Genomic DNA, 20,616 nt, shown 5'->3' with positions numbered 1-20,616 from the left:
TGGTGCCTGATCCTCACCACCCTCATCGCGCCCGCCAGCGACTGCTCACCGCTCAAATCGGTTTCTTAACGGACGACTCCTCAAGGCGTCAATCACATGCTTTCGATCGTACGAATTGTCTCCGGCATTGGCGCGGAAAGACTGCTTGCGCCGGCGAGGCGGAGGCGAATCCGCTTGTCGGACTGTCGAAGGCGGATATTTTCCGACAGGCGCAGAACATATTCCTTTGATTTCCACGCAAACCGAGCCGCCCTGTCAAACGCAGTAGGCTCGCGGACCGACTCCGCCGCCTTTGCGATCGAAGATGTCAGCGTCAGCTCAAGGCACGGAAAAGGAAACAAGGCATAATTGTGGAGGCCATTTGCCCAGAAGCGGTCCATCTCCCAGTCGATCGGCCGATGAATAGTTGTCACGCTGTCGATGAACCGACGCGCGGCATGGCCGGAGATCAGATAGGCCTGCGTTCCCATTGGCGCACGCTCAAACCGCACCAATTCCCGCTGATCCAGCCAGACCACGTGCTTGCACGGCGCCATGTGTCGCCCATACAGCCGGAGATAGCCGATCTCGGCAGCCTTGCAGATGTCCGGAAGCGATCGGAAGCTGAACCCGGCATCGAGAATGACGTCGTCTTCGATCACAAGTGTCCATGAATTGTCGGCATCTGAAGCTGCCACTTGCGCCATGACACTCATATGACTGGCTGCGCAGCCGATTTCGGCACGTGAAAGGCCCCTGCCCCAAAAGCGGATGGCCAGCGCCTCATCATATTGCGGGAGCCCCTTGGCTGGCACACGCAACGCATCAAAGAAGGTCCATGGAATCTCAAGCGACTCCAGATTTGCACTCGCGCGCTCGCGGCGCGCGGAACAGGCCAAGCTAATCGCCACAATTTTGAGATTGCTGCCCATTGATTGACCAGTCCGACGCGTTGATTGGGAACTGTATTGCACGTGATCTCCAAAACGATTACCGCGAACTTGTCGCTGCTGACAAGGACGCGGCACGCGCCCAGTGGCTGCCATGCTGGTGGCCATTTAACGGTCATGTTTCGTAACGCACGGCGAAATCTGCGGCTACACCTAAAGCGACCGGCATTTGGGACGCCTTGCACCGAACCGACGGTTCCTCAGCGAGGAGTGACTATGTACCTGCCGAAACTCGCGGCGGTCTCGAGTAAGAGAGGCGTGGATGTCATCGAAGCGTCGAATGAACAGCACTATTGCAGCACTGTTCGTCGCATCACTGACTGTCATTCGCTCAGCCCTTTATCTTGGCCTGAGCAACGATGGTTTGCGACAGCGCCTGCAATTCATCCTGCCGTTTGAGGAACGCAGCCAAATCGTCGGCGGCGCCGTCATCGGCCAGAATGGCAGTGGGTTCTATGCGGGCTATACGCTGTCGTGGGGAGATGAATTCAACTCTCTCGATATCGTGGGTCCGGCAAACGCTCGCGGCAAGTTCTTCCCGACTGGCGCCTATCATCCGGGTATCCGCGGCAATACCACGTCGCTCGGGACAGCTTTTGATGCCGACCCGCTGACTACAGGCTACAAGGACCGCAACCGCGGCGTCGCGGTTGGCTTCGACAATATGTCGGTCTCCGGCTCGGTCCTGCGCCTCGCCGCGCGCAATGCAACAGCGCGCGAGCAGGCGTTTCTTACGCCGACCGACCGATCCATCAACGGAGGCGTGCGGCCGCACCTCTCCGCGATGATTCATACCGCCGGGGCGTTTGCATACTACCCGACCACCAACGCCGTCATCATCGAGATGCGTGCCCGGTTCAGCCCCAGGCTTACAAATCCGGCCGGCTTTCATCCCGCGTTCTGGACCTATTCGGTCGCACCCGTGCTCAATCCAACCGGCAACGAGTGGGATCTGGAATGCAACTCCCAAGGGATGCACTTCAGCAATATTGTCCATACCTCGGGGGCAATCTCGACCGACAACACCGCCGGACCATTCGACTATATGGACGGCGCGTTCCACGTCTTCAGCTTTGTCTTTCGAAACGGTGGAAACACCCAACTCTACGTCGATGGCGCGCTTCGATCCCAGTTTGCCGGCGTGGACTCCAATACCAAGGATATGCCGTCATTTGTGCTGCTGACGTCGCACATATTCAATAACACGTTCGCGGGCGAGGCGTATGACGCCGCAGCGTGGGCCAGGTCGGCGACCGGCGCCTATCTCGATGTCGACTGGATCCGCGGCTGGCGGACGACAGGCGTCAAGCATTGGAAGCCGCTGGTTTCGGTCGCAGACCTCAATGTTGACTACGACGGCAATGGCAAGATTGTGCTCCCGGACGCGAGGGTCCTCTGGGGTGATGCAAGCGTTACCGAATTCGTCCAAGTCATACCCTATGACAGCTCCGAACCGGACATGACGGAGCAGACAACCTTTACGCAATTCCCGGAAGGAATTTCCTACGATGCGGCGTCGCGCACGATCAAGGCGGACTTCACCGCCGGCAAGGGCAATGCCGGACGGTCTCATGTCGTCGTTTATGGCTACAAACCTGACGGCTCAACGATGGAGCCAGTGCGATTCTCCATCAATCGCGGTCCGCGCGTGACGACCGGCCCCCTTTCAGCCGCCGCAAGCGACAGCTACCACCACGATGTCTACGGGGAGTGCGATGTCGGGGTCATGATGCCGAAGATCTTGTCCGTCAAAGGATTGCCGCGGGGGCTCTCCTTTGACCGATCCACCGGACTGATCAGCGGCGGCCCAACGGCAACAGGGGTCAGCAAGCTGACAATATCCTGCGCAAACAATGCGGGCCAGACAACAGAGAGGACGACGACGTTCACCGTCCACGCGCACGATGCGGCGAGCCGCCCGGACGGAGGATGATGCTCGACCTTCAACCTTGATCCCTCGGGGCGGAACTGCCAAGAAATTTTGCGAGGGCCTCGGCCACACTCGTGCTCAATGGCCGGCTCAACTTTTCGAAGGGCTTGCTCCAGGCATCGACAAAGGTGCTGATTTTCCCATAATTGTTATCAAGGACCGAGTGCGGCACATTCAACAACACGCAAAAAATGTGCGTGTGAAGCCGGTCCGTGATCACATAGGCCGACGATCCAACTTGTCTCATTCCGCGGGCTACACGGTTCGACGCCAGAAGGTGAAACCAGCGAATACGCACGTCGAGCCCTGACGGCTTCCTGCCCTTGAGCACGAGGGGCGCCGTCTCAAGCAGCGCCTTCACAAACAACCACTTTCCCAAGCCTCGTTGTTCGACGAGCCAGTCCTCGACAACTGCAACGTTTGGGAGCGGAGGGAAACCTTTTCGCTCCACCTTCTCGTGATCGGTTCGGAGCAGCAGCAACAATTTCCTGGTTATTGCTGCTGGCGAGCTCTGCGCCCCCAGACAGAACGCCATGTCCGGACAGAGATCGACGGGAGCCGTAAATTCCTTTGTCGCGATCTTCAAACTTTGCACATCGCGGACTAGAATCCGGAACTTTTTATGCGAGTTGATGATGTCCGCGGCGCGCTTGAGACTTGCCGCCGAGGAGAAGTGTATGGTTTGCGGCATTTGGATGATCTGGCGATCCGGAAACTCCGATAGAAGCCTGAGCCGAAACTCCTGATGGCTGGGCCACAGGTCGCCGAAATTGCCCCCACCATGGATAAGGATAGGTCCGGCAGGAACGGCTCTTTCAAACTCTTCCTTTGACCAGGTGTCATAGGTGCAGACGTAGGACGGTGCTCTGCCTAGCTTCTTCTGCAGATAGGTCTCTTCACCCAACCATATGGCGCTGTCGCCCACATTTGAGTGGTTGGGGAAATCCACCAGCGCAAAATCCTCGACGCCCTCCAGATGAGGCCCGATGACCCTGTCGATTTCATTCTGTAACTCGGTAATAAGGGAACGAGAGTCCTTCATGGGCTTTTCGGCCATCGTTCTGAGCTCTTCGGCGCCACCGGTCGCATCACAGCATCGAACCGCTTCTGATGCATCACCCAAACTTCGCATTCGACAAACCCACTTCTGCCATTGCGCGCGGCACTCGCTACGGTTGCGAAAGATTTGACCGCAACGCGGGACCTTTGCGCTGCCGAGCTTCCAGCGCCGGTCATTCGATCTTTCGCACTCAGCCGGCTTCTGCCTCTAACACGCGTGCTCCCTCGGCGTCCCTGACGATGCGGAAGCTGACCGGGTTCCAGAGCACGGAATAGATCGGCTTAGCAGCCAAAAGGCAAGTCTCGGCAACGCCCCCTTAGCGACAACACCGCACATATTCGTGACAAAAATCGAATCTATTGAAGTCCTAAGGCAGGCTAATGTGTTCATCGCAACGAACATAGGCATCGAGCCTACGGGAGTGCCGCTTCTTGCAGCCAGCCCGCGCCCAGATGCGTTGGCGAGTTCGGAGTGAACTGCATGATTGGTTTGTTGAAAGACTACGTAAAGGCACGCCTGCTCGATAACGACTTTATGATATCCGGCACCTCAAAGGAGGAGGAGCTCAGGGAGTTCTTCCGGGACCTTTTCCCTGTCGTGACGGACAAGAAGTTGATTCGACTGGGCGGATTGGCTGATGGCGGCTATCTGGTTCCGGACGACCTGGATGGATGCGTCGGCTGCTTTTCACCGGGCGTCTACAACGTCTCTGACTTCGAGCTCGGCCTTGCCGAACGCGGCATCCCATGTTTCCTCGCTGACTTCTCGGTGGATGCACCCGCGATCCACAATGACCTCCTCGATTTCGAAAAGAAATTCCTCGGAAACGAAAACAATGCCAAGTTCATGACTCTCGAGAACTGGATGTCGAGAAAGGGCCCTCACATCGGCGACCTCATCCTTCAGATGGATATTGAAGGCGGCGAGTACGAAGTTCTCATTGAAACGAGCTGGGAGTACTTGAAGCGCTTCAGGATCATAATCATCGAGTTCCATTCCTTGGACAGAATTCTCAATCCGATCGGACTCAAGCTGATCGGCGCTGTTTTCAAGAAGATCACCAAGCACTTCGACGTCGTACACATTCATCCAAACAATTACTTCAAACCCATCGAATACAGGAACTTCAAGGTCCCGCCGACCATGGAATTCTCGTTCTTGCGCAAGGATCGCGCTTCTCGCCGGACGCCTGCGAGAAGGTTTCCTCACGACCTCGATAGGAGAAACGTCGCAAACAGGGATGATGTCGTGCTGCCGAAATGCTGGTTCGCTCCGGAGTGATCGCCCCCGTGGCCGCGCCGATGAATCGCGCCAGCCGCTGACATTGGGCGCGCGGATGCGCGACCGTTGGCTCGCAATTGCGAGGCGCGGTCCCTACTCCCCCACCTGCCGGTTTTCGCTGAGATATGCCTGATAGGCCAACTTGAGCCCATCCTCGAGCGAGGTCTTGGCCCGCCAACCCAGCTTCGCCAACCGATTGACGTCAAGCAATTTGCGTGGAGTGCCGTCGGGGCGCGAGGTATCAAAGCTGATCTCGCCGGAATAGCCGACGGTCGCCGCGACTAGGCGTGCAAATTCGGCGATCGCAATGTCCACGCCGGTGCCGATGTTGACGAGCTCGCCGCTCGAATAGGTCTTCATCAGGTGGATGCAGGCGTCCGCCAGATCGTCGACAAAGAGGAATTCGCGCCGCGGCGTGCCGGTGCCCCACACCAGGACATTCTTCGTCCCCGACGTCTTGGCCTCATGGAAGCGGCGGATCAACGCCGCGACGACGTGGCTGTATTCGGGATGATAGTTGTCGCCGCGACCGTAAAGGTTGGTCGGCATCACACTGATGAAGTTTGAATCATACTGGTTGCGATAGGCCTCGACCATCTTGATGCCGGCGATCTTTGCGATCGCGTAGGGTTCGTTGGTTGGCTCCAGCGGGCCAGTCAGCATCGACTCTTCGCGCAGCGGCTGGACTGCCAGTTTGGGGTAGATGCAGGAGGAGCCAAAGAACATCAGCTTCTCGCATCGATTGACATGCGCAGCGTGAATGACGTTGGCCGCTATCGCAAGATTTTCGTAGAGGAACTCGGCGCGCAGCGTATTGTTGGCGACGATGCCGCCGACCTTGGCGGCAGCAAGGAACACCGCCTGCGGACGCCTTGCAGCGAACCATCTATCGACGGCGGCCTGGTCACGCAGATCAACCTCGCTCCGCGACACCGTCAGCAGCTCGACATTTTCCGTCGCAAGCCGCCTCACCAACGCGGAGCCAACCATGCCGCGATGGCCGGCAACTAAGACGGTCTTGCCGGCAAGTTCAAATGGCTTGCTTGCCATTGGCAACCTCTCGCCTGGCCTCGAACAAATCGGAAGCCACCATTTCCTTGACCAGTTGCGCGAACGGGGTCCTGGATTTCCAGCCGAGCTTCTCGCGCGCCTTGCTGGGGTCGCCGATCAGGAGATCGACCTCGGTAGGTCGGAAATAGGTCGGATCGATTCGCACGACGATCCTGCCTGACTTCTTGTCGATACCGGTTTCCTCGACGCCCTTGCCCCGCCATTCGACTTTGCGGCCGACTTCGGCAAAGGCGAGCTCCACGAACTCGCGCACCGAGCGGGTCTCCCCGGTTGCCAGCACGAAATCGTCGGGCCGGTCGGCCTGCAGGACCATGTGCATGCCTTCGACATAATCCCTGGCGTGGCCCCAGTCGCGCTTGGCCTCGAGATTCCCGAGATACAACGTCTCTTCGAGGCCCGTCTCGATGCGGGCAACGGCGCGCGTGATCTTGCGGGTGACGAAGGTTTCGCCGCGGATCGGGCTCTCGTGGTTGAAGAGAATGCCGTTCGAGGCGAACATGCCGTAGGCCTCGCGGTAGTTCACCGTGATCCAATAGGCGTAGAGCTTCGCCACCGCGTAAGGGGAGCGCGGGTAAAAGGGAGTCGTTTCCTTCTGCGGCACTTCCTGCACGAGGCCGTAGAGCTCGGAGGTGGACGCCTGATAGAACCGCGTCTCCTTTTCCATGCCAAGAATGCGGATCGCCTCCAATAGCCGCAGCGTTCCTATCGCGTCAGCATTCGCGGTGTACTCCGGGCTCTCGAAACTGACCGCCACATGGCTCTGTGCAGCCAGATTGTAGATCTCGGTTGGCCGGATCTGCTGCATCAGGCGGATCAGGTTTGTCGAATCCGTCATGTCGCCGTAATGCATCAGGAACGGCACATCGCCGACATGCGGATCATGATAGAGATGATCGACACGGGCGGTGTTGAAGGAGGACGACCGCCGCTTGATGCCGTGGACGATGTAGCCCAGGCCAACCAGATACTCAGCGAGATAGGCACCGTCCTGACCGGTGACGCCCGTAATCAGCGCGACGCGGCGCTTCGACCTTTCATTCATATTGCTCACCCGACTGCTTAATTATCATCGACGATTTTCCCATTTTCCGGAACCTGTTGGCGATTGCGCCGAGGATTCGCAGGATCTCACGCTCGGGCCCGGCCGGCGAGCCTGTCGCTCGCCAGACTCCAAAGAGTGACCCGACATAGGCAAGCGCGCTCACGAGAACAACAGCGATCAACCGAGCATAGACGTGAGACTCATGGCCAACAGATGTGATGAAGGCCAAATTGGTCAGAAGACCGACAATGATCATCGTGCAGGTGGACAAAGCGGTCCTCAGATTCACGAGAAATTGCCGGGAGACAGAAGTGTCGATCAATTCGCGGACCAGGACCATGTTGTAGACGACACCGCCGAGCGTAACCGCCACGCGAGCCACCAGCAGGCCAAGTAACCCTCCCACCCACAGGCCCGCAACAATGACAGGCAGCCTCACGATTAGGATCGCAACGTCGCGATGAAATAACCTGCGCGTCTGCCCAAGAGCCAGACCAAGGGGTTGGACGGTCGCGCTGAGCGTATGCAACGCAATTGCACCGCCGAGGAGCTGGATCACGATTGTCGCGCCTGCCCAGGCCTCACCCAGCACAAGCGGAACGAATTGATCGGCGATCAACGCGAAACCGAACCCGGCCGGAAAGGCGATCGCACACAGCATTGCTTGCGCCGACAGATAAGCTCGTTGAAGGGCGGCTTTTTCGTCCCTCAGCCTCACGAACACGGGAAACAGCGTCCCGGCAAGCGGATTTGTTGCTTCTCGTGTCGGCGTCGCGGCCAGGTCGCTGCCCAGCACATATCCACCCAGGGCGGCTTTCCCGAGAAAATATCCAATGATGATCTGGTCGAAACGCCAGTTCAGCGTGCTGACGGCCTGTCCGAGCGATAGCCACACAGAGAACGAGAATAGAGAGCGGCTACCCTTTATCCGGAATTTGGGTCGGAACGGCTGGATCAGATAAGAGGCGACGACATCGATGAAGTTGGCGACGACAGCCCCGGCGATCAGCGCCCAGTAGCTCCTGAAGCAAATGGCGATCCCGGAGGAGACGAGGATGGTAGCGAGCGCCCGGCTGCTGCTCGTCACAAATTCCTGCCAGAAGACGAGTTGACGCTGCATCATCGCTAGCATCGGATTTCGAAGGCCGGATATCACGATCGAACAGCTCAGGACCAACAGGATCGGAATCAAACGTCCATCGCCGTAGGACAAAGACACCGGATAAGCGAGCAACGACAGCAAGAGTGCGAGCAAGCAGGCGCGAGCCAGGCTCAACGTCCATGCGGCGTGGAATTGATCTTCACTTGGATCCCTATGGTGAATGAGCGCCGATGCCAGGGACAGTTCAGTCATCGACGTCAGAACAGCAATGATGGCCGTCGCGACGGCAACCAGGCCGAAATCCTCCGGCGTGAGCATCCTTGCCAATATGAGCATGTTCAGGAAGCCGAGACTGGCAACCACCAGCCGGCTCACACCGATCCAGGCAGCTCCGATGGCGATTGAATTTTTCGACAAAGGGTGCGCCGTACGGGCACTAATAGCGACCATTTTCAATGCTCGTTCATTGACAGATGGCCTCCAGTGCGCGCTCGAAGATGTCAGGCGCAACCTCGAAATCGAATGGACTGGGCCCAAACGCTCCCTGCGGGCGCGTTCCGTGGCTATCCCCCACGATGTAAGAATAGTCCGCGCCGGCGGACGTTGCGATCGTGTAGTAGTAGGGATGAACGTGGTCTGAAGGGATCAGCTCCAGGACTTTCGTTCCAGGCGAGCAGAATACGAGATTGGTCAGCCCCGCACCATGTGGGCCAACGACAATCGAGCATTCCGAGAAAAACGCCGCTTCATCCTCAACGTCATCAAAGTCGTAGATCTCGAAGCCGAACTTTTTCAGTGCAGGCATCAGCTCTTCTTCGTTGGCAATCTTCCTTTGTCCTTTGCGCGGAACGTATACGCGCCTGTCGTGACGAAGCGGCGACTTGGCTACCTGTAAGCGGAAGAACTCCGTAAGCCATCGCGCATAGTTCCGTCGCAAGCCTGGAAACGAAGTGCCGATTACGAGGTCGGCCTGGATATCCTCCTGGGCTGCCCACACGCACTTGTGCATTGGAATTCCAAGCCGGCGAACGAGTTTGGCTGCCGTTTCGGACGCAGGCTTGGGCAAATAGACCCAATCGACATGATCGAGCGACAGGCCACTTTTCTGAAATAGCGCCAAGCGTCCCAGGCAGTCGAGCAGGAAGTGCCCATAGTTTCCTCCGGCGAAATCACTCGCCAGCGAGAGACAGGTGCCGCTTAGCGGCAGCGGCGTCCCGTAGGCAATTGATCGCGGATGGCGCGAGAACGACGATCCGTACCAGGTGCTCTCGTAAAGCAGCGTTCCATCCTCCGTCACGAGCCAGCCGTCGGGACCGAGGATGCGGGCCTTGTCCAGGCGGAGAATGCCTAGCTCGGGCATTCTGTTGTCAACGCTTTCACCGAAACCTGCGTCGCGGCTGCCGAATCGAACCGGCGCCTTCCGCGCCAGTACCTCTTCCTCGACGGCAGTCAGCCAAGTATGCGGATGTTCACTTCGCCACGTGCGATGATCACAAAGCCGGCTCGGGCTGCCGCGCAATGCACCACGGAGGATTTGCCTGACGGCGCGAACCTTTGAGTTCATGGACGACTACCATTGCAAGAGACACTGACCGTGGCAGGCAAGCCCGCATGACGGCTCACCTGCCACGGCCAAAGCAAAATTCAGACCGACCTTCGGACAGCGTGCCGATCGCAATCAGCGGTACTCGGCTTGATCCAGATCAGACGGAGCTTGATGCCACCTTTGGATGCACCCCTCCGATCAGCGGCGCACATGCAGCGACAATAGACGGCAAGATCTGGCTTTTTTTGGTTGGATCACCGTGGTGTCGCAAGCAACTGGGACTTCTTTGGGGCCGACCTCGCCGGCGACTTCAGCCGTCAGTTTGCTGCCCAGCAGATAGTTCCCTTCACGCGGCACGGCCGGCAGCGCAAATTCGATCACGCTGACGCCATCTTCCCCTTCCTTGCGAGAGACCTGTTGCAGCGGCTTCTTTGCCGATGCGACCATGACGCCGGTTGTTTCATCGAAGACGTAGGCATGAAGCGTTCGATTTGTCGGATAGTCGTTCGGAATCTTGATCGGAATTTCGATCTTGAGCGGATCGGTTGTGCTCAGTGACAATACCCCCGCATCCGGCTTCTTATCCGCTACCACATTCGTAACGTTAAGGAATGTCGGCTTCGGCATGTCGTTGAGCGCCGCCCTATATCCAAATTCATTCGGATCCGGCGTCACGTCGCTCGGGCCGCATTTTCGGCTTCCCCGCTCAGAGGACGTGAACTGGCAGACGCGAACGTAGTCGATCTTGAACGTCTGCGGAAAAGCCGCGTCATCGATCCCGTGCCGGCCGGCCCAGGCTGCTCCGCCGATGGCGAAATTGAGATCGATGTGCGCCGGCGGCCCCAACTGGCCGTCCTTCCTGAGCCACTGATACATGCGCGTGTAGACGAGACGGCCGTCCCAGAAGAACGAAATGCGGTCAGGCGCCCAAACGAAGCCAGCAATATGCCAGTCCTTGTTCAGATCCTCCTTGCTGACCATATCCTGAAACCTGAGCACGAACGAGCTGTCCAGATACGTGTAGGACTGCGGCGTCCACTTATCTTTACTCATGGCATTCGAGTGCAGCATGTTCGGCTTGTCTTCCACGCCATTGATGACGTACTCGAAAATGTCGATCTCCGGCGGATGCCAGAACTTTCCATCGATGTCGTAATCGGCTTCGAGCCAGAATGCCGGCCACGATCCCCGCGCATTCGGAAGAAAGACCCGCGCTTCGTAGTAGCCATAGTAGAATGTCTGATGGCTGCGGATCATCGCGGAATCGAAGGTGTCCGCCCCCTCATTCTTTTTTGCAGTAAGATTCAGCACACCTTCGGACACCACGTGGTTGTCGCGGTAGCGCTGCTTTTCATCGTTGAAACGATCCATCGTTTCGTTGTTGTAGATGTATCGGGTAGCCCATTTGGTTCGATCAAGCTTGTCGCCATTGAACTCATCCGAAAAGACCAGCTCCCAGCCAGCGCACCAGGCCGGCGTTGCGGATCCGAGTGCAACGATTATCGAGGCGACACAAAGGACTTGCCTGCGCACGGCTGCGATCATCAACGAGGTCCTTTCGGTTCGGCTGTTAGCCCGGCCGGGAAACGCTGTGCCGGTCCAATGCGCAAAGACGATGGCAACGGTGACGCTGCCACGTCGCAAGCCGGCACAATCAAGCGCACGGCTCTGCGGCTTTTTCCCGAATAGACAATCAACTTGCGATCGTTTTGGGGCGCTGACTGGTCGAACAATCAAGAACATTTGACTGTTCCTCGATCAGGTTCCCTCCCTGAGGGCCGTTGAGTGCTTGAATGATCGGCCGGACGGCCGGTTTCGCTTTCGAAGCCCTATCGAGCCGTTTTCGAATCTGTCCCGTCACCTTCACTTCAAGGACGCGATGGCTGATCGTTGCAACGATAAGCGACGGCGGAAGCGAGACCAGGAGGAAAAACAGCTGCGATCCGCTCCCCAATGCATCGACCATGCCCGTTCGATACATGATCAGCTTGACCCCGGCCATGACGATCGGCGGCCAGAGATAAAAACTGAAGCTGACCGTTCCCAGCCACTGCATCACCTGCCAACGCAACATTCTTCCGAACAGACCGTTTCCTCGGGACATGCCCAGTAGGAAAATAGTCCCGAAGACGCCACCTAGAACAACAAATGGAAAAGCAGAGATCCAGTCATGGAATGACAAATATGCTGGCGTGACAAAGCCAACGTAGTCTGTTGCGCTGGCAAGCTCTAGGCCTCTCCAGACCGTGAGGAACAGCACGAAGAAGATCGCCGGGTACTTCGCCAGGGATTGCAACAAGGTCGACGATAGGTACTTCTCGGCGATGAGCACGCCACCAATCATCAGGAGCGCGCGGGGATAGTACACGAGCAAGATTAGCGAACTGACGGCTAATGCCAGGGCCAGCGGCCGACTGACGCCGCTGGTCAGGAAAACGACAGCACATACTGCATAGAACAGGAATTCGTATCCGAGCGACCACGCGGCGGGATTGATGGGGATGATGTCAATAAATGGAGGCGGCGCCAATAGATTTGCACCAACCAGCAGCAGACTTGGACCCTTTCCTGAAAGCCAGCCAAAAATCGCGATTGCGAACACGGTCGCCCAGAGCACAGGAAGAATCCTCGCATAGCGATCAAGAATAAAGGTCACGACCGAGGATGCCCGATAGAGGCTTGGCAGAATCACGATTCCACTGATTCCGAAGAAGAACTCGACACCGAATTTTCCGGTCTGCAGCGCTTCTCCCAACAGGCCCCTGGCAGACAGATCGAACGTGGGTAGTCCGGAATGAACGACGTGATAGACGAATACCATGAGGCAAAACAAACCTCTGGCACCATGAACGTAAGGGTTAAATCTTGCGCTCGTGTCGTGTTCCATGTGGGAAGTCACTACAGGCTCAAGTATAGAGGGTGAATAGCCTCACGAGCGAGACCAAGATCGACCGCGATCGTTGCCCTGCGCTCAGACGTACCCGCCAACCGAGGCGCCAAGAAGCAGTAATCGACGAGTCCTAACATGGTGAGCCTCGACACATTCCCAGCCAGAACCTCGTCTAACAAGCGCCCTGCAGCAGCGTCAAGCGACGAGACCAACAGCGTCATTTTCGCGCATATCGCCTTCATTCTGTGCATTTGCATGCAGCGCTTCGGACTCCTCATCGGAACCGGACAGATCTTCTTTTCGCTGTTCGGATTCTTCGCGCTCGTCGCGTGGGGATGGTGGGTTGGTCTGGTGAGCATTCGCGGGCCGCAGACTCTCGCATTCGGACTCGTCGTCGTCTGGTTTCTCTTCAGCGCGGTCGCCGCAGCCGAATCTCCCGATCGCGGTGTCGAGACCAGTGCGGCATCACTTGCGATGGTTCTTGTCACGAATTCGATCTTCCTGTTCGGACCCTCGACGAGCTTCTCGAACGAGGCGGTCCTTCCCGTCTTCCTGTTCTATGTTCGCCTGTGCGCCGTTCTGGCAATCGTCCAGATCGTTCTTCAATTCGGCGGAATACGCATCTTCTCGTTCAAGGATGCAATCCCGGCGCTCGATCCGGTCCTCGTCGAGTCCGCCTACAATCAAAATGCGGTGGAATTTTATGGGTCTTTGAATCGGCGCGCGAACGGGTTTTTCCCGATGGAGCCAGGAGCACTATCCCAATTGCTCGCTATAGGTGTGATCGTCGATGTGTTCATTTTGCGGCGACTTGCCTATCTTCCGCTATATGCCATCTCGTACGTGCTCACTCGGTCCGGATCGGGCCTCCTGGTGCTCGTCGTGTCCCTCGGTGCCTATCCCCTGATTGCTCCGCTCAAATCACTGCGCGTTATCGCCATCGGGGCGGCCGTTGCCTTGGTGATCGGCACAACGTATCTCGTTGCACCGGAACCTTTTGATCCCATCGTTAGTAGGCTTGATGAATTCAGTTCAACCAAGTCGAGCGGCTATGCTCGCTACGTTGCACAACTACAGACCTGGGACTATCTCTTTCAGACCGACAGAGTGCTTATCGGCTCCGGGCCCGGCGGGTTGGAACGGTCGCCCGCCTACTTTGGCGGCAGCGGAAATCCCGTTCTCAAGCTCGTCGCGGATTACGGAATTATCGGGCTACTGATTTTCCTGTTCTATCTCGTCCTCTCGATATTCAGGAAAGACAACTCGATGCTCGCATTAACAATGCTGGCCTGCTATCAGCTCGGCGGCGGCAACCTCGCGATGGCTCCATTCCTGATCATGATGGCAATGCTGTGCGTATGGTCGCAGCCGCCAGGCGGCGCCGGCCTGAGGTCGATCCGTCCCAAAGCTGCGTCTGCCCGAAGTGTCCCAGCCCTGCCCTGATCATCGAATGATCCGGAGTCGGCCGAGTAACGCGCGCAACCATTTCGGCCGCTGGGCCGGCACGTAGCGCAAACTCACCAGGGCACGACGGAAGTACTGCGGACTGATCAGGATGCAGAAGATCCAGGCCAGCAGCGATATGCGCTGCGATCTTGAGAAACCTTGCGGCGACGCTGCCGCTCCAAGCGCATCGACAGCGATGCTCAATGAACTATCCGCCGCGATTGGATGAAGGTCCGGCCGCAGCTTGAACGACGCTATCCGCAAACAAAGAAATAGCAAATTGCTCTTGAGCGCATCGGGCGCAACCGGCAGCTTTTCCGTGCGCGCGATCTCGGAAAAGAACTTGTACCGCCTCCGCGTGAGGTCGATCTCTCTTGCAAAGCGGGTATCGTCGAGTTGAAGGAAAGCCCCGTGATTGAGGCCGTGCACGCGATAGTCCGCCAACGGTTTGGTGATCGTCACGATCTCGCCACATGCAGGAGCGGCCGCCAAAAGATAACTGTCCGGAGCTCGATCAATGAAGTCGGACTCAAAGCCGAAGACACGCTCGACAAACCATTTCGGGTAGGCGTTTCCTGACCCGGGCGGCGTCGGATAAGCGCCGGTTGTTGCCATCCATTTGCGGACGTCCTCCGAGGACGGACAGGAGAAGTACTGCGGCAGGACATTTCCGGTCGGCTTCCCCTCGGCATCGATCACACGCATCTGAAACTGATATTTGCTCGCGGCTTTGGACCAAACGGATACGATCTCCGTCATCACATCAGGATGCAGGGCATCGTCCGAGTCGAGAAATATGATGATATCGCCGGACGACCTGCGAAAGCCGTTCACACAGGATATCATCTGCCCGGCGTTCGCCTGGCTGATGATTGTGACTTCGTCTGCAAATTCGTTGATGACGTCAAGTGAATGGTCCGTCGACCCGTCATCGACGACGATCACTTCGATGTTTGGCCATCGTATGTCCAGCGCGCTGCGGATCGCGGATCCCACGTAAGCTGCGTAATTGTGGTTCGGAATGACGACCGAGAGGCGCGGCAGGGTCGCCAGTTCGACTTCCTGCAACTCAGCATGTCCTGGTATCTTCTTCAACATTCGCCGCTCAGAATACTCGCGTTGTAAGTACGTCGCATGACCGCCGACAGAACATCACCGTGGACGGACGTCAGACACCCAATCCAGGAAGGTGCAGCCTCTAGCACGTGTTTTCAAGCGCAAGGAAGAGGCACGATTCCTCCTGCAATCCGGGAACCATTTTGCCTGTCATTCTGTTGCCGCAACTGCAAATCTATGCTGCCGCCGACAATCGCGGCTTCTTCGGGAGTTGGTCCCAACTCATGGATGTGCAGAGCAGTGAAGATACATGATAACCGATCTAGGCGCTCAGACGGTTATGCGGCGATATGTGTAGCTATCGCTTCATCGCTCCTCGCAACGATGGCAAATGCTCAAATTTCCGGCTTCGGTCGCACATCTCCTCCGATGTATGGCGGCTCCGGCATTTCCACTCGGCCTTCGAGTTCGATTCGACCTATGGAAGGTACTTTCGCTCCAAATCACACGACAGTGGACGGGAAGCTTTGCATATCGGTCAATCCGTTGACGCACCCCCAAGCCAACAATCCCAAGATCATCGAGCAGATCGTGCTGGTTCAAAACATTTGCGGTCAGTCGATCAGGGTTCGGGTTTGCTACGCGGGAAGTTCCGACTGCATTGTCGTTCCGCTCGAAGGCTACCAGAAACTGCAGAGACTATTGGGGATTGCGGCCGGATCAACGAACTTTCAATTTGAGTATCGCGAGCTCTATTGAGTCGTCGATTCAGACTAGAACCCCTGGTTGTACGCAAGAAATGTGCGCGTTGCCGCTTGAACCAACGCCGCCGCATTCGGGATCGCCAAGATGGAACTGAAGTTTCCGCGTTCACACGCGCTGCCTCTAATGATCTTGTTATCGCCGCATCAAAAGCGCACGACTAACCAATTGCTGCCCCGATTTGCTCGCTTCATTGATATCCAGCAGCGAAAGCGCTCGTGGTCGCGAGCGGGCGTACCGCGTGTCAAGCGATGCTGGACTGTACAGGCACAACTCTTGCAACGGCGGTCGTGCAGTTTTCCAATGCGCGCGCTCCATCGTCAGCAAGCCTTGAACCAAAGTTCGTCGCAGTTGATTCAGCACATTCACTCACGTTGACCTCGCGCACATGTCCCATCCCACCCAGGCTATTGTATTTGGAGGCGCAGGCTTCATCGGTACACATCTGATGACGCGAATGCTCGCTTCCGGCCGCTACGACCGAATCGTCTCAGTGGATATCGCGAAGCCCAGGGCGCACGTCGAAGGCATCGAATATATCCATCATGATGTCCGTGAGCCAATCGACCCGAAACTCGGTGGCGGGGTGCCTGCCGATATCTTCAACCTCGCCGCGATCCATGTCACCCCGGGTCATCCGGACGGCGACTATTATTATACAAACGTGCTGGGTGCGGTGCACGTCTGCCGATTTGCGAGAGACACTGGCAGCCGGAACGTCATCTTTACCAGCTCGATATCGGTCTACGGTCCGACGGAAACCCCACTTACCGAAGATGCGACGCCAGTCCCCGTCAGTGCTTATGGGCGTTCCAAACTCTCGGCCGAAGCAATCCATCGCCTATGGCAGTCGGAGGACCCGGACAGGCGGCTCACCATCGTGCGCCCCGCAGTTATCTATGGGCGCTACGAGCGAGGCAATTTCACGCGATTGTCGAGGCTTCTCGAAAGGCGGGCCTTCATCTATCCCGGCCGAACCGACACCATCAAGTCGTGCGGCTACGTGAAGGACCTGGTCTCGTCGATGCTCTTCATGGCGTCTCGCAACGACAGTTTGTCGATCTACAATTTCTGCTATGAGCACCGTTACACCATCAGCGAGATTTGCTCCGCCTTCTCTGAAGCTGCCGAATACCCAAAGCCGACGATAACGATTCCGGTATGGCTCATGAATCTCGCCGTGCTTCCATTCGAAGTGCTGCAAGCTGTCGGCATCAAGACCGGCATCAATCGTGACCGCATCAAGAAGTTGTGGTTTTCTACGAACATTCTGCCGAAGCACCTGATCGCAAGCGGGTTCAAGTTCGACTACGATCTGGCAAGCTCGCTTGTGGATTGGAATCGGGAATCCTCCATCAAGGATTTTGATTGAGGTCTCGTCGGCTTGATCATTCAAGTGCCCGGAGATCGGAGATTCACCGGTGGAACTTCAAAGCCGACCCTCGCCACCATAGCGGACGAAACCAGACTCGTTCGCATTCCGGCGCCTCATTCGGTCGTAACCCTGAGACCGGGTTCGCCTCGCCTGCCGCAGCTGCTGGATCCCCATCCTTGTCCGTCACACTCAGGCCGATATTGCATCGCAGAATTCGTGGCCGGTCGGGCGCTGTTCCACCGGGTCGGCACGCGGGATTCGGGCAACCTGCCCAATTCATGGGCGAACAATGATCTTCTCAGGCGGCGTAAATTGCCTCGATCTTGAAAGTCGCTTTTTGGCGGAGTTGACGGAGATGGCATTATGACGATTTTGCGGCGAGCGGCACCGACATGGCCCGGCAGCGTTGCCGACACTTCTCTGACCAACAACGTGTCTGACCAACAACGTGCCGAACTATCCGGCTAGGTGTTCTCGCCGAGGCCTCATGCCAGTGCTCAACTCTCGAGCGCCGCGATCTCGATCACCCGGCGTGTCGAATTCTACCAACGTGCAACTTCTACGTGGTACTTTGCAATTCACGAATTCAGCGCGGCGGCAAGGCCAGCCTGATGCCGCATTCACAGAGATTTAGGTAGGCGGGCCGGATGCTTCAAAAGATCACATCTCGCGAGATTGAAACCACCGCGCCGGAGGCTCCATCGCTGGAGCAGACCATCTCCTCTGCGCTTGCGCTGGTGAGCCGCCAGTATCCAGTAATGATTTTCACGCTGCTCCTGTGCATCTGCCTTGCCGGCTTTTACGTGTTCACGGCACCGAAGCGATATACCGGAACGGCCATCCTGATGATCGACAGCCGCAAGATGCAGGGCCTGCAGACGCAAGCGCCCGCGAGCGGCGCAGACAACCCGATCGACTCGGCGATGGTCGACAGTCAGGTCGAACTTCTCAAGTCCGAAGCGATCGCCTCCAAAGTCATCAAGGACCTGAAACTTGCGGAGTCGGCAGACTTCATGAGCGACGGTGGCGGATTGCTCAGCAGCATCAGTAACGCGATTACCAGAATTTTCTCCGAGTCGACCCCGCCCACGGAAGAGCAAATACTGCGCGCAGCACTCGCTCGCTTTGCGAGCGGCCTCAGCATCAAGCGCGTCGGCGTGAGCTATGTTATCGAGATCTCCTTTCAGGCATTATCGCAGGACCTGGCAGCGCGGATCGCCAACGCGGTCGCCGAAGGCTATATCGTGGACTCGTTGGAATCGAAATATCAGGCCTCGAGACGGGCGGCGGTCTGGCTGCAGGACCGATTGAAGGAATTGCGGTCGCAGGCGTCCTCCGCCGAACGCACCGTTGCGGATTTCAAGGCCAAGAACAACATCGTCGACGCCGGCGGGCGACTGCTCACCGAGCAGCAACTCGCTGAAATCAATACTTCGTTGACGACTGCGCGTAGCCAACGTGCGGAGGCACAAGCTAAGCTCGAACGCATCACCACGATATTGAATGCGGACAGCGAAGATTCCAAGGTCATTCTGAATGAACTGGCAACTGTGAGCGAGACGATGGCCAACCCGGTCATCACCAAGTTGCGCCAGACCTATCTCGAGTACGCGGCCAAGCAGGCCGATTGGTCGAACCGGTATGGATCGACACATCTGGCGGTTGTCAATTTACGCAACCAGATGCGAGAAATTCGACGCTCGATCATTGACGAACTGCGACGCACGGCCGAGGTCTACAAGAGTGACCTTGAAATTGCTAAGGCGCGCGAGGAGTCCAGCCAGAAGAGCTTGAACGATACGATCGCGGTCTCGAATAATACCAGCCAGGCCCAGATCGTCCTGAGAGATCTGGAAAGCAACGCTCAGAGCGCTCGCGCATTGTCGGACAACTTTCTGCAACTGTACATGGTCTCGGTTCAGCAGCAATCGTTTCCCGTTACTGAAGCGAGGGTGATCAGTCAGGCCGCGTCGACTCTTCCCAACAAGACGTCGCCAAGAACGACACTCATTCTGCTTGCGGCGATCGTGGGTGGGTCGATTCTCGCGGCTCTCGTCGCAATTCTACTTGATTTGATGGATCGCGTCTTCCGCACCGTTTCGCAGGTCGAGCAGTTCGTGGATACCCGCTGTCTCGCTTCGATTCCGGTCATCGAGCAGGGTGCCGTCAAAGCGATTTCCGCTGAATCCGGCAAGGCCGCCTGGAGATTCGGTAAACGAGACAAGCCCAAACCGCAGCAGGCACCGCCGAGATACGGAGCATCTGGCACGACGTTGCCACTACATGGGTCCGCGCCCGGGTTCAGCCACCAGCAGTCGCATCGCGACCGTCTGCTTTCAACCAAGGAGAGCGTCGGGCGGCACGTGATCAATGCCCCGTTTTCACGCTTCGCAGAGGGATTTCGGTCAATCAAGCTAGCCAGCGATTTTGCAAATTTCGGTGCAGGGTCCAACAAGGTCCTGGGGATTACCTCCGCACTTCCGAACGAGGGAAAGTCAACCGTCAGCGAAGCGCTGGCGCAGACCCTGGCGCAAAGCGGGTGCCGTACGCTGCTGATCGATGGCGACATCCGCAACCCAAGCCTCACCGCAAGGCTTACACCGGCTGCTCAGGATGGCTTGATCCATGTCGTCATCGGCCAAGCCGACTGGAGGAACGTGGTCTGGATAGACCCGCAGACGAATCTACATTTTCTTCCTTGTGCCATCACATCCCGCTTCTCGAATTCGAGCGACGTTCTGGCCTCGCAACAGATGGAAGACCTGTTCCAGCAACTACGGCAGCACTTTGATCGCATCGTTCTCGATCTTAGCCCGCTGGCGCCGGTCGTCGACGTTCGGGCGACCAGGGGGTTGGCTGATTCCTATATCCTTGTCATCGAATGGGCGAAGTCGAAAATCGATATCGTCGAGCGCGTGCTAGACGAAACGCCGGTTGTGCGCGAGCGGATGCTCGGTGCGGTTCTTAACAAGGTGAACGTGTCGGTGATGAGCCGCTACGATACGTACGGCGCAGCCTACTATCGCAATCGATACTACAAGAGGTATGGTTACGTCGATTGACGTCAGATGCCTGATCCGGACCGGTGGGCAGCGCTTGCCCGATTTTTGACAGGGCCCTTGGATA

At 57.3% G+C, this 20,616-nt stretch carries 15 protein-coding genes; 6 read left to right on the top strand and 9 right to left on the bottom strand.

Annotated features, from left to right (window positions below; translation table 11 throughout):
• Window positions 1-92: 92 nt before the first annotated feature.
• A complete protein-coding gene (locus AOQ71_RS15530) occupies window positions 93-911 on the bottom strand; it encodes a glycosyltransferase family 25 protein (protein ID WP_057747551.1) in 819 nt (272 codons plus the stop codon).
• A gap of 298 nt (window positions 912-1,209) precedes the next feature.
• Here AOQ71_RS15530 and AOQ71_RS15525 point away from each other — a divergent pair, with 298 nt between their 5' ends.
• Window positions 1,210-2,862, top strand: coding sequence for a putative Ig domain-containing protein (locus tag AOQ71_RS15525; RefSeq protein ID WP_057747550.1), 1,653 nt, complete (start codon window positions 1,210-1,212; stop codon window positions 2,860-2,862).
• Window positions 2,863-2,872: 10 nt separating this feature from the next.
• Here AOQ71_RS15525 and AOQ71_RS15520 read toward each other — a convergent pair whose 3' ends face one another.
• Window positions 2,873-3,916, bottom strand: a complete 1,044-nt coding sequence (locus AOQ71_RS15520) for a polysaccharide pyruvyl transferase family protein (protein ID WP_162268358.1) — start codon at window positions 3,914-3,916, stop codon at window positions 2,873-2,875.
• 483 nt (window positions 3,917-4,399) lie between these two features.
• Between AOQ71_RS15520 and AOQ71_RS15515 the strand changes: the two genes are divergently transcribed.
• A complete protein-coding gene (locus AOQ71_RS15515) occupies window positions 4,400-5,200 on the top strand; it encodes an FkbM family methyltransferase (protein ID WP_057747548.1) in 801 nt (266 codons plus the stop codon).
• Window positions 5,201-5,293: 93 nt separating this feature from the next.
• Here AOQ71_RS15515 and fcl read toward each other — a convergent pair whose 3' ends face one another.
• The 6 genes from fcl to AOQ71_RS15485 all read right to left on the bottom strand — a co-directional run bounded on the left by fcl (window position 5,294) and on the right by AOQ71_RS15485 (window position 12,848).
• Window positions 5,294-6,250, bottom strand: a complete 957-nt coding sequence (fcl, locus tag AOQ71_RS15510; RefSeq protein WP_057747547.1) for a GDP-L-fucose synthase — start codon at window positions 6,248-6,250, stop codon at window positions 5,294-5,296.
• Window positions 6,231-7,313 (bottom strand): GDP-mannose 4,6-dehydratase, encoded by a 1,083-nt coding sequence (gene gmd / locus AOQ71_RS15505; protein ID WP_057747546.1) that lies wholly within the window; start codon window positions 7,311-7,313, stop codon window positions 6,231-6,233. Before gmd ends, fcl begins: the two co-directional genes overlap by 20 nt.
• The gene (locus tag AOQ71_RS15500; RefSeq protein ID WP_057747545.1) at window positions 7,306-8,865 is read right to left on the bottom strand and encodes a lipopolysaccharide biosynthesis protein; all 1,560 of its coding nucleotides are present in this window, start codon (window positions 8,863-8,865) and stop codon (window positions 7,306-7,308) included. The genes gmd and AOQ71_RS15500 overlap by 8 nt, the downstream gene beginning before the upstream one ends.
• Before the next feature lie 13 nt (window positions 8,866-8,878).
• On the bottom strand, window positions 8,879-9,979 hold the full coding sequence (locus AOQ71_RS15495; protein WP_083514232.1) for a glycosyltransferase family 61 protein: 1,101 nt from the start codon (window positions 9,977-9,979) through the stop codon (window positions 8,879-8,881).
• Window positions 9,980-10,159: 180 nt separating this feature from the next.
• Window positions 10,160-11,704 carry a glycoside hydrolase family 16 protein gene (locus tag AOQ71_RS15490; protein ID WP_083514231.1) on the bottom strand — a complete coding sequence of 515 codons (1,545 nt, stop codon included), beginning with the start codon at window positions 11,702-11,704 and terminating at the stop codon, window positions 10,160-10,162.
• The gene (locus tag AOQ71_RS15485; RefSeq protein ID WP_083514230.1) at window positions 11,655-12,848 is read right to left on the bottom strand and encodes an acyltransferase family protein; all 1,194 of its coding nucleotides are present in this window, start codon (window positions 12,846-12,848) and stop codon (window positions 11,655-11,657) included. The genes AOQ71_RS15490 and AOQ71_RS15485 overlap by 50 nt, the downstream gene beginning before the upstream one ends.
• A gap of 138 nt (window positions 12,849-12,986) precedes the next feature.
• Here AOQ71_RS15485 and AOQ71_RS15475 point away from each other — a divergent pair, with 138 nt between their 5' ends.
• Complete coding sequence (locus AOQ71_RS15475; protein ID WP_157083522.1) at window positions 12,987-14,294, top strand: hypothetical protein; 1,308 nt, start codon at window positions 12,987-12,989, stop codon at window positions 14,292-14,294.
• Here AOQ71_RS15475 and AOQ71_RS15470 read toward each other — a convergent pair whose 3' ends face one another.
• Complete coding sequence (locus AOQ71_RS15470) at window positions 14,295-15,395, bottom strand: glycosyltransferase family 2 protein (protein ID WP_083514229.1); 1,101 nt, start codon at window positions 15,393-15,395, stop codon at window positions 14,295-14,297.
• A gap of 438 nt (window positions 15,396-15,833) precedes the next feature.
• Between AOQ71_RS15470 and AOQ71_RS15465 the strand changes: the two genes are divergently transcribed.
• From AOQ71_RS15465 to AOQ71_RS15455, 3 genes are all read left to right on the top strand, one after another.
• Complete coding sequence (locus AOQ71_RS15465) at window positions 15,834-16,112, top strand: hypothetical protein (RefSeq protein WP_057747538.1); 279 nt, start codon at window positions 15,834-15,836, stop codon at window positions 16,110-16,112.
• Between the two features lie 391 nt (window positions 16,113-16,503).
• A complete protein-coding gene (locus tag AOQ71_RS15460; protein WP_057747537.1) occupies window positions 16,504-17,487 on the top strand; it encodes an NAD-dependent epimerase/dehydratase family protein in 984 nt (327 codons plus the stop codon).
• A gap of 650 nt (window positions 17,488-18,137) precedes the next feature.
• Window positions 18,138-20,552 carry a polysaccharide biosynthesis tyrosine autokinase gene (locus AOQ71_RS15455; RefSeq protein WP_057747536.1) on the top strand — a complete coding sequence of 805 codons (2,415 nt, stop codon included), beginning with the start codon at window positions 18,138-18,140 and terminating at the stop codon, window positions 20,550-20,552.
• Window positions 20,553-20,616: the final 64 nt, after the last annotated feature.

The organism is Bradyrhizobium manausense (genome assembly GCF_001440035.1).
In the GTDB taxonomy this organism is placed as follows: Bacteria; Pseudomonadota; Alphaproteobacteria; order Rhizobiales; family Xanthobacteraceae; genus Bradyrhizobium; species Bradyrhizobium manausense.
Note: the sequence above shows the minus strand (reverse complement) of the source record. Positions and strands in the feature narration are given on the sequence as shown.

Coding starts and splice junctions, on each gene's coding strand:
- AOQ71_RS15530 (WP_057747551.1), bottom strand. CDS start 911: ATGGGCAGCAATCTCAAAATTGTGGCGATTAGCTTGGCCTGTTCCGCG.
- AOQ71_RS15525 (WP_057747550.1), top strand. CDS start 1,210: ATGAACAGCACTATTGCAGCACTGTTCGTCGCATCACTGACTGTCATT.
- AOQ71_RS15520 (WP_162268358.1), bottom strand. CDS start 3,916: ATGGCCGAAAAGCCCATGAAGGACTCTCGTTCCCTTATTACCGAGTTA.
- AOQ71_RS15515 (WP_057747548.1), top strand. CDS start 4,400: ATGATTGGTTTGTTGAAAGACTACGTAAAGGCACGCCTGCTCGATAAC.
- fcl (WP_057747547.1), bottom strand. CDS start 6,250: ATGGCAAGCAAGCCATTTGAACTTGCCGGCAAGACCGTCTTAGTTGCC.
- gmd (WP_057747546.1), bottom strand. CDS start 7,313: ATGAATGAAAGGTCGAAGCGCCGCGTCGCGCTGATTACGGGCGTCACC.
- AOQ71_RS15500 (WP_057747545.1), bottom strand. CDS start 8,865: ATGGTCGCTATTAGTGCCCGTACGGCGCACCCTTTGTCGAAAAATTCA.
- AOQ71_RS15495 (WP_083514232.1), bottom strand. CDS start 9,979: ATGAACTCAAAGGTTCGCGCCGTCAGGCAAATCCTCCGTGGTGCATTG.
- AOQ71_RS15490 (WP_083514231.1), bottom strand. CDS start 11,704: ATGTTCTTGATTGTTCGACCAGTCAGCGCCCCAAAACGATCGCAAGTT.
- AOQ71_RS15485 (WP_083514230.1), bottom strand. CDS start 12,848: ATGGAACACGACACGAGCGCAAGATTTAACCCTTACGTTCATGGTGCC.
- AOQ71_RS15475 (WP_157083522.1), top strand. CDS start 12,987: ATGGTGAGCCTCGACACATTCCCAGCCAGAACCTCGTCTAACAAGCGC.
- AOQ71_RS15470 (WP_083514229.1), bottom strand. CDS start 15,395: ATGTTGAAGAAGATACCAGGACATGCTGAGTTGCAGGAAGTCGAACTG.
- AOQ71_RS15465 (WP_057747538.1), top strand. CDS start 15,834: ATGGAAGGTACTTTCGCTCCAAATCACACGACAGTGGACGGGAAGCTT.
- AOQ71_RS15460 (WP_057747537.1), top strand. CDS start 16,504: ATGTCCCATCCCACCCAGGCTATTGTATTTGGAGGCGCAGGCTTCATC.
- AOQ71_RS15455 (WP_057747536.1), top strand. CDS start 18,138: ATGCTTCAAAAGATCACATCTCGCGAGATTGAAACCACCGCGCCGGAG.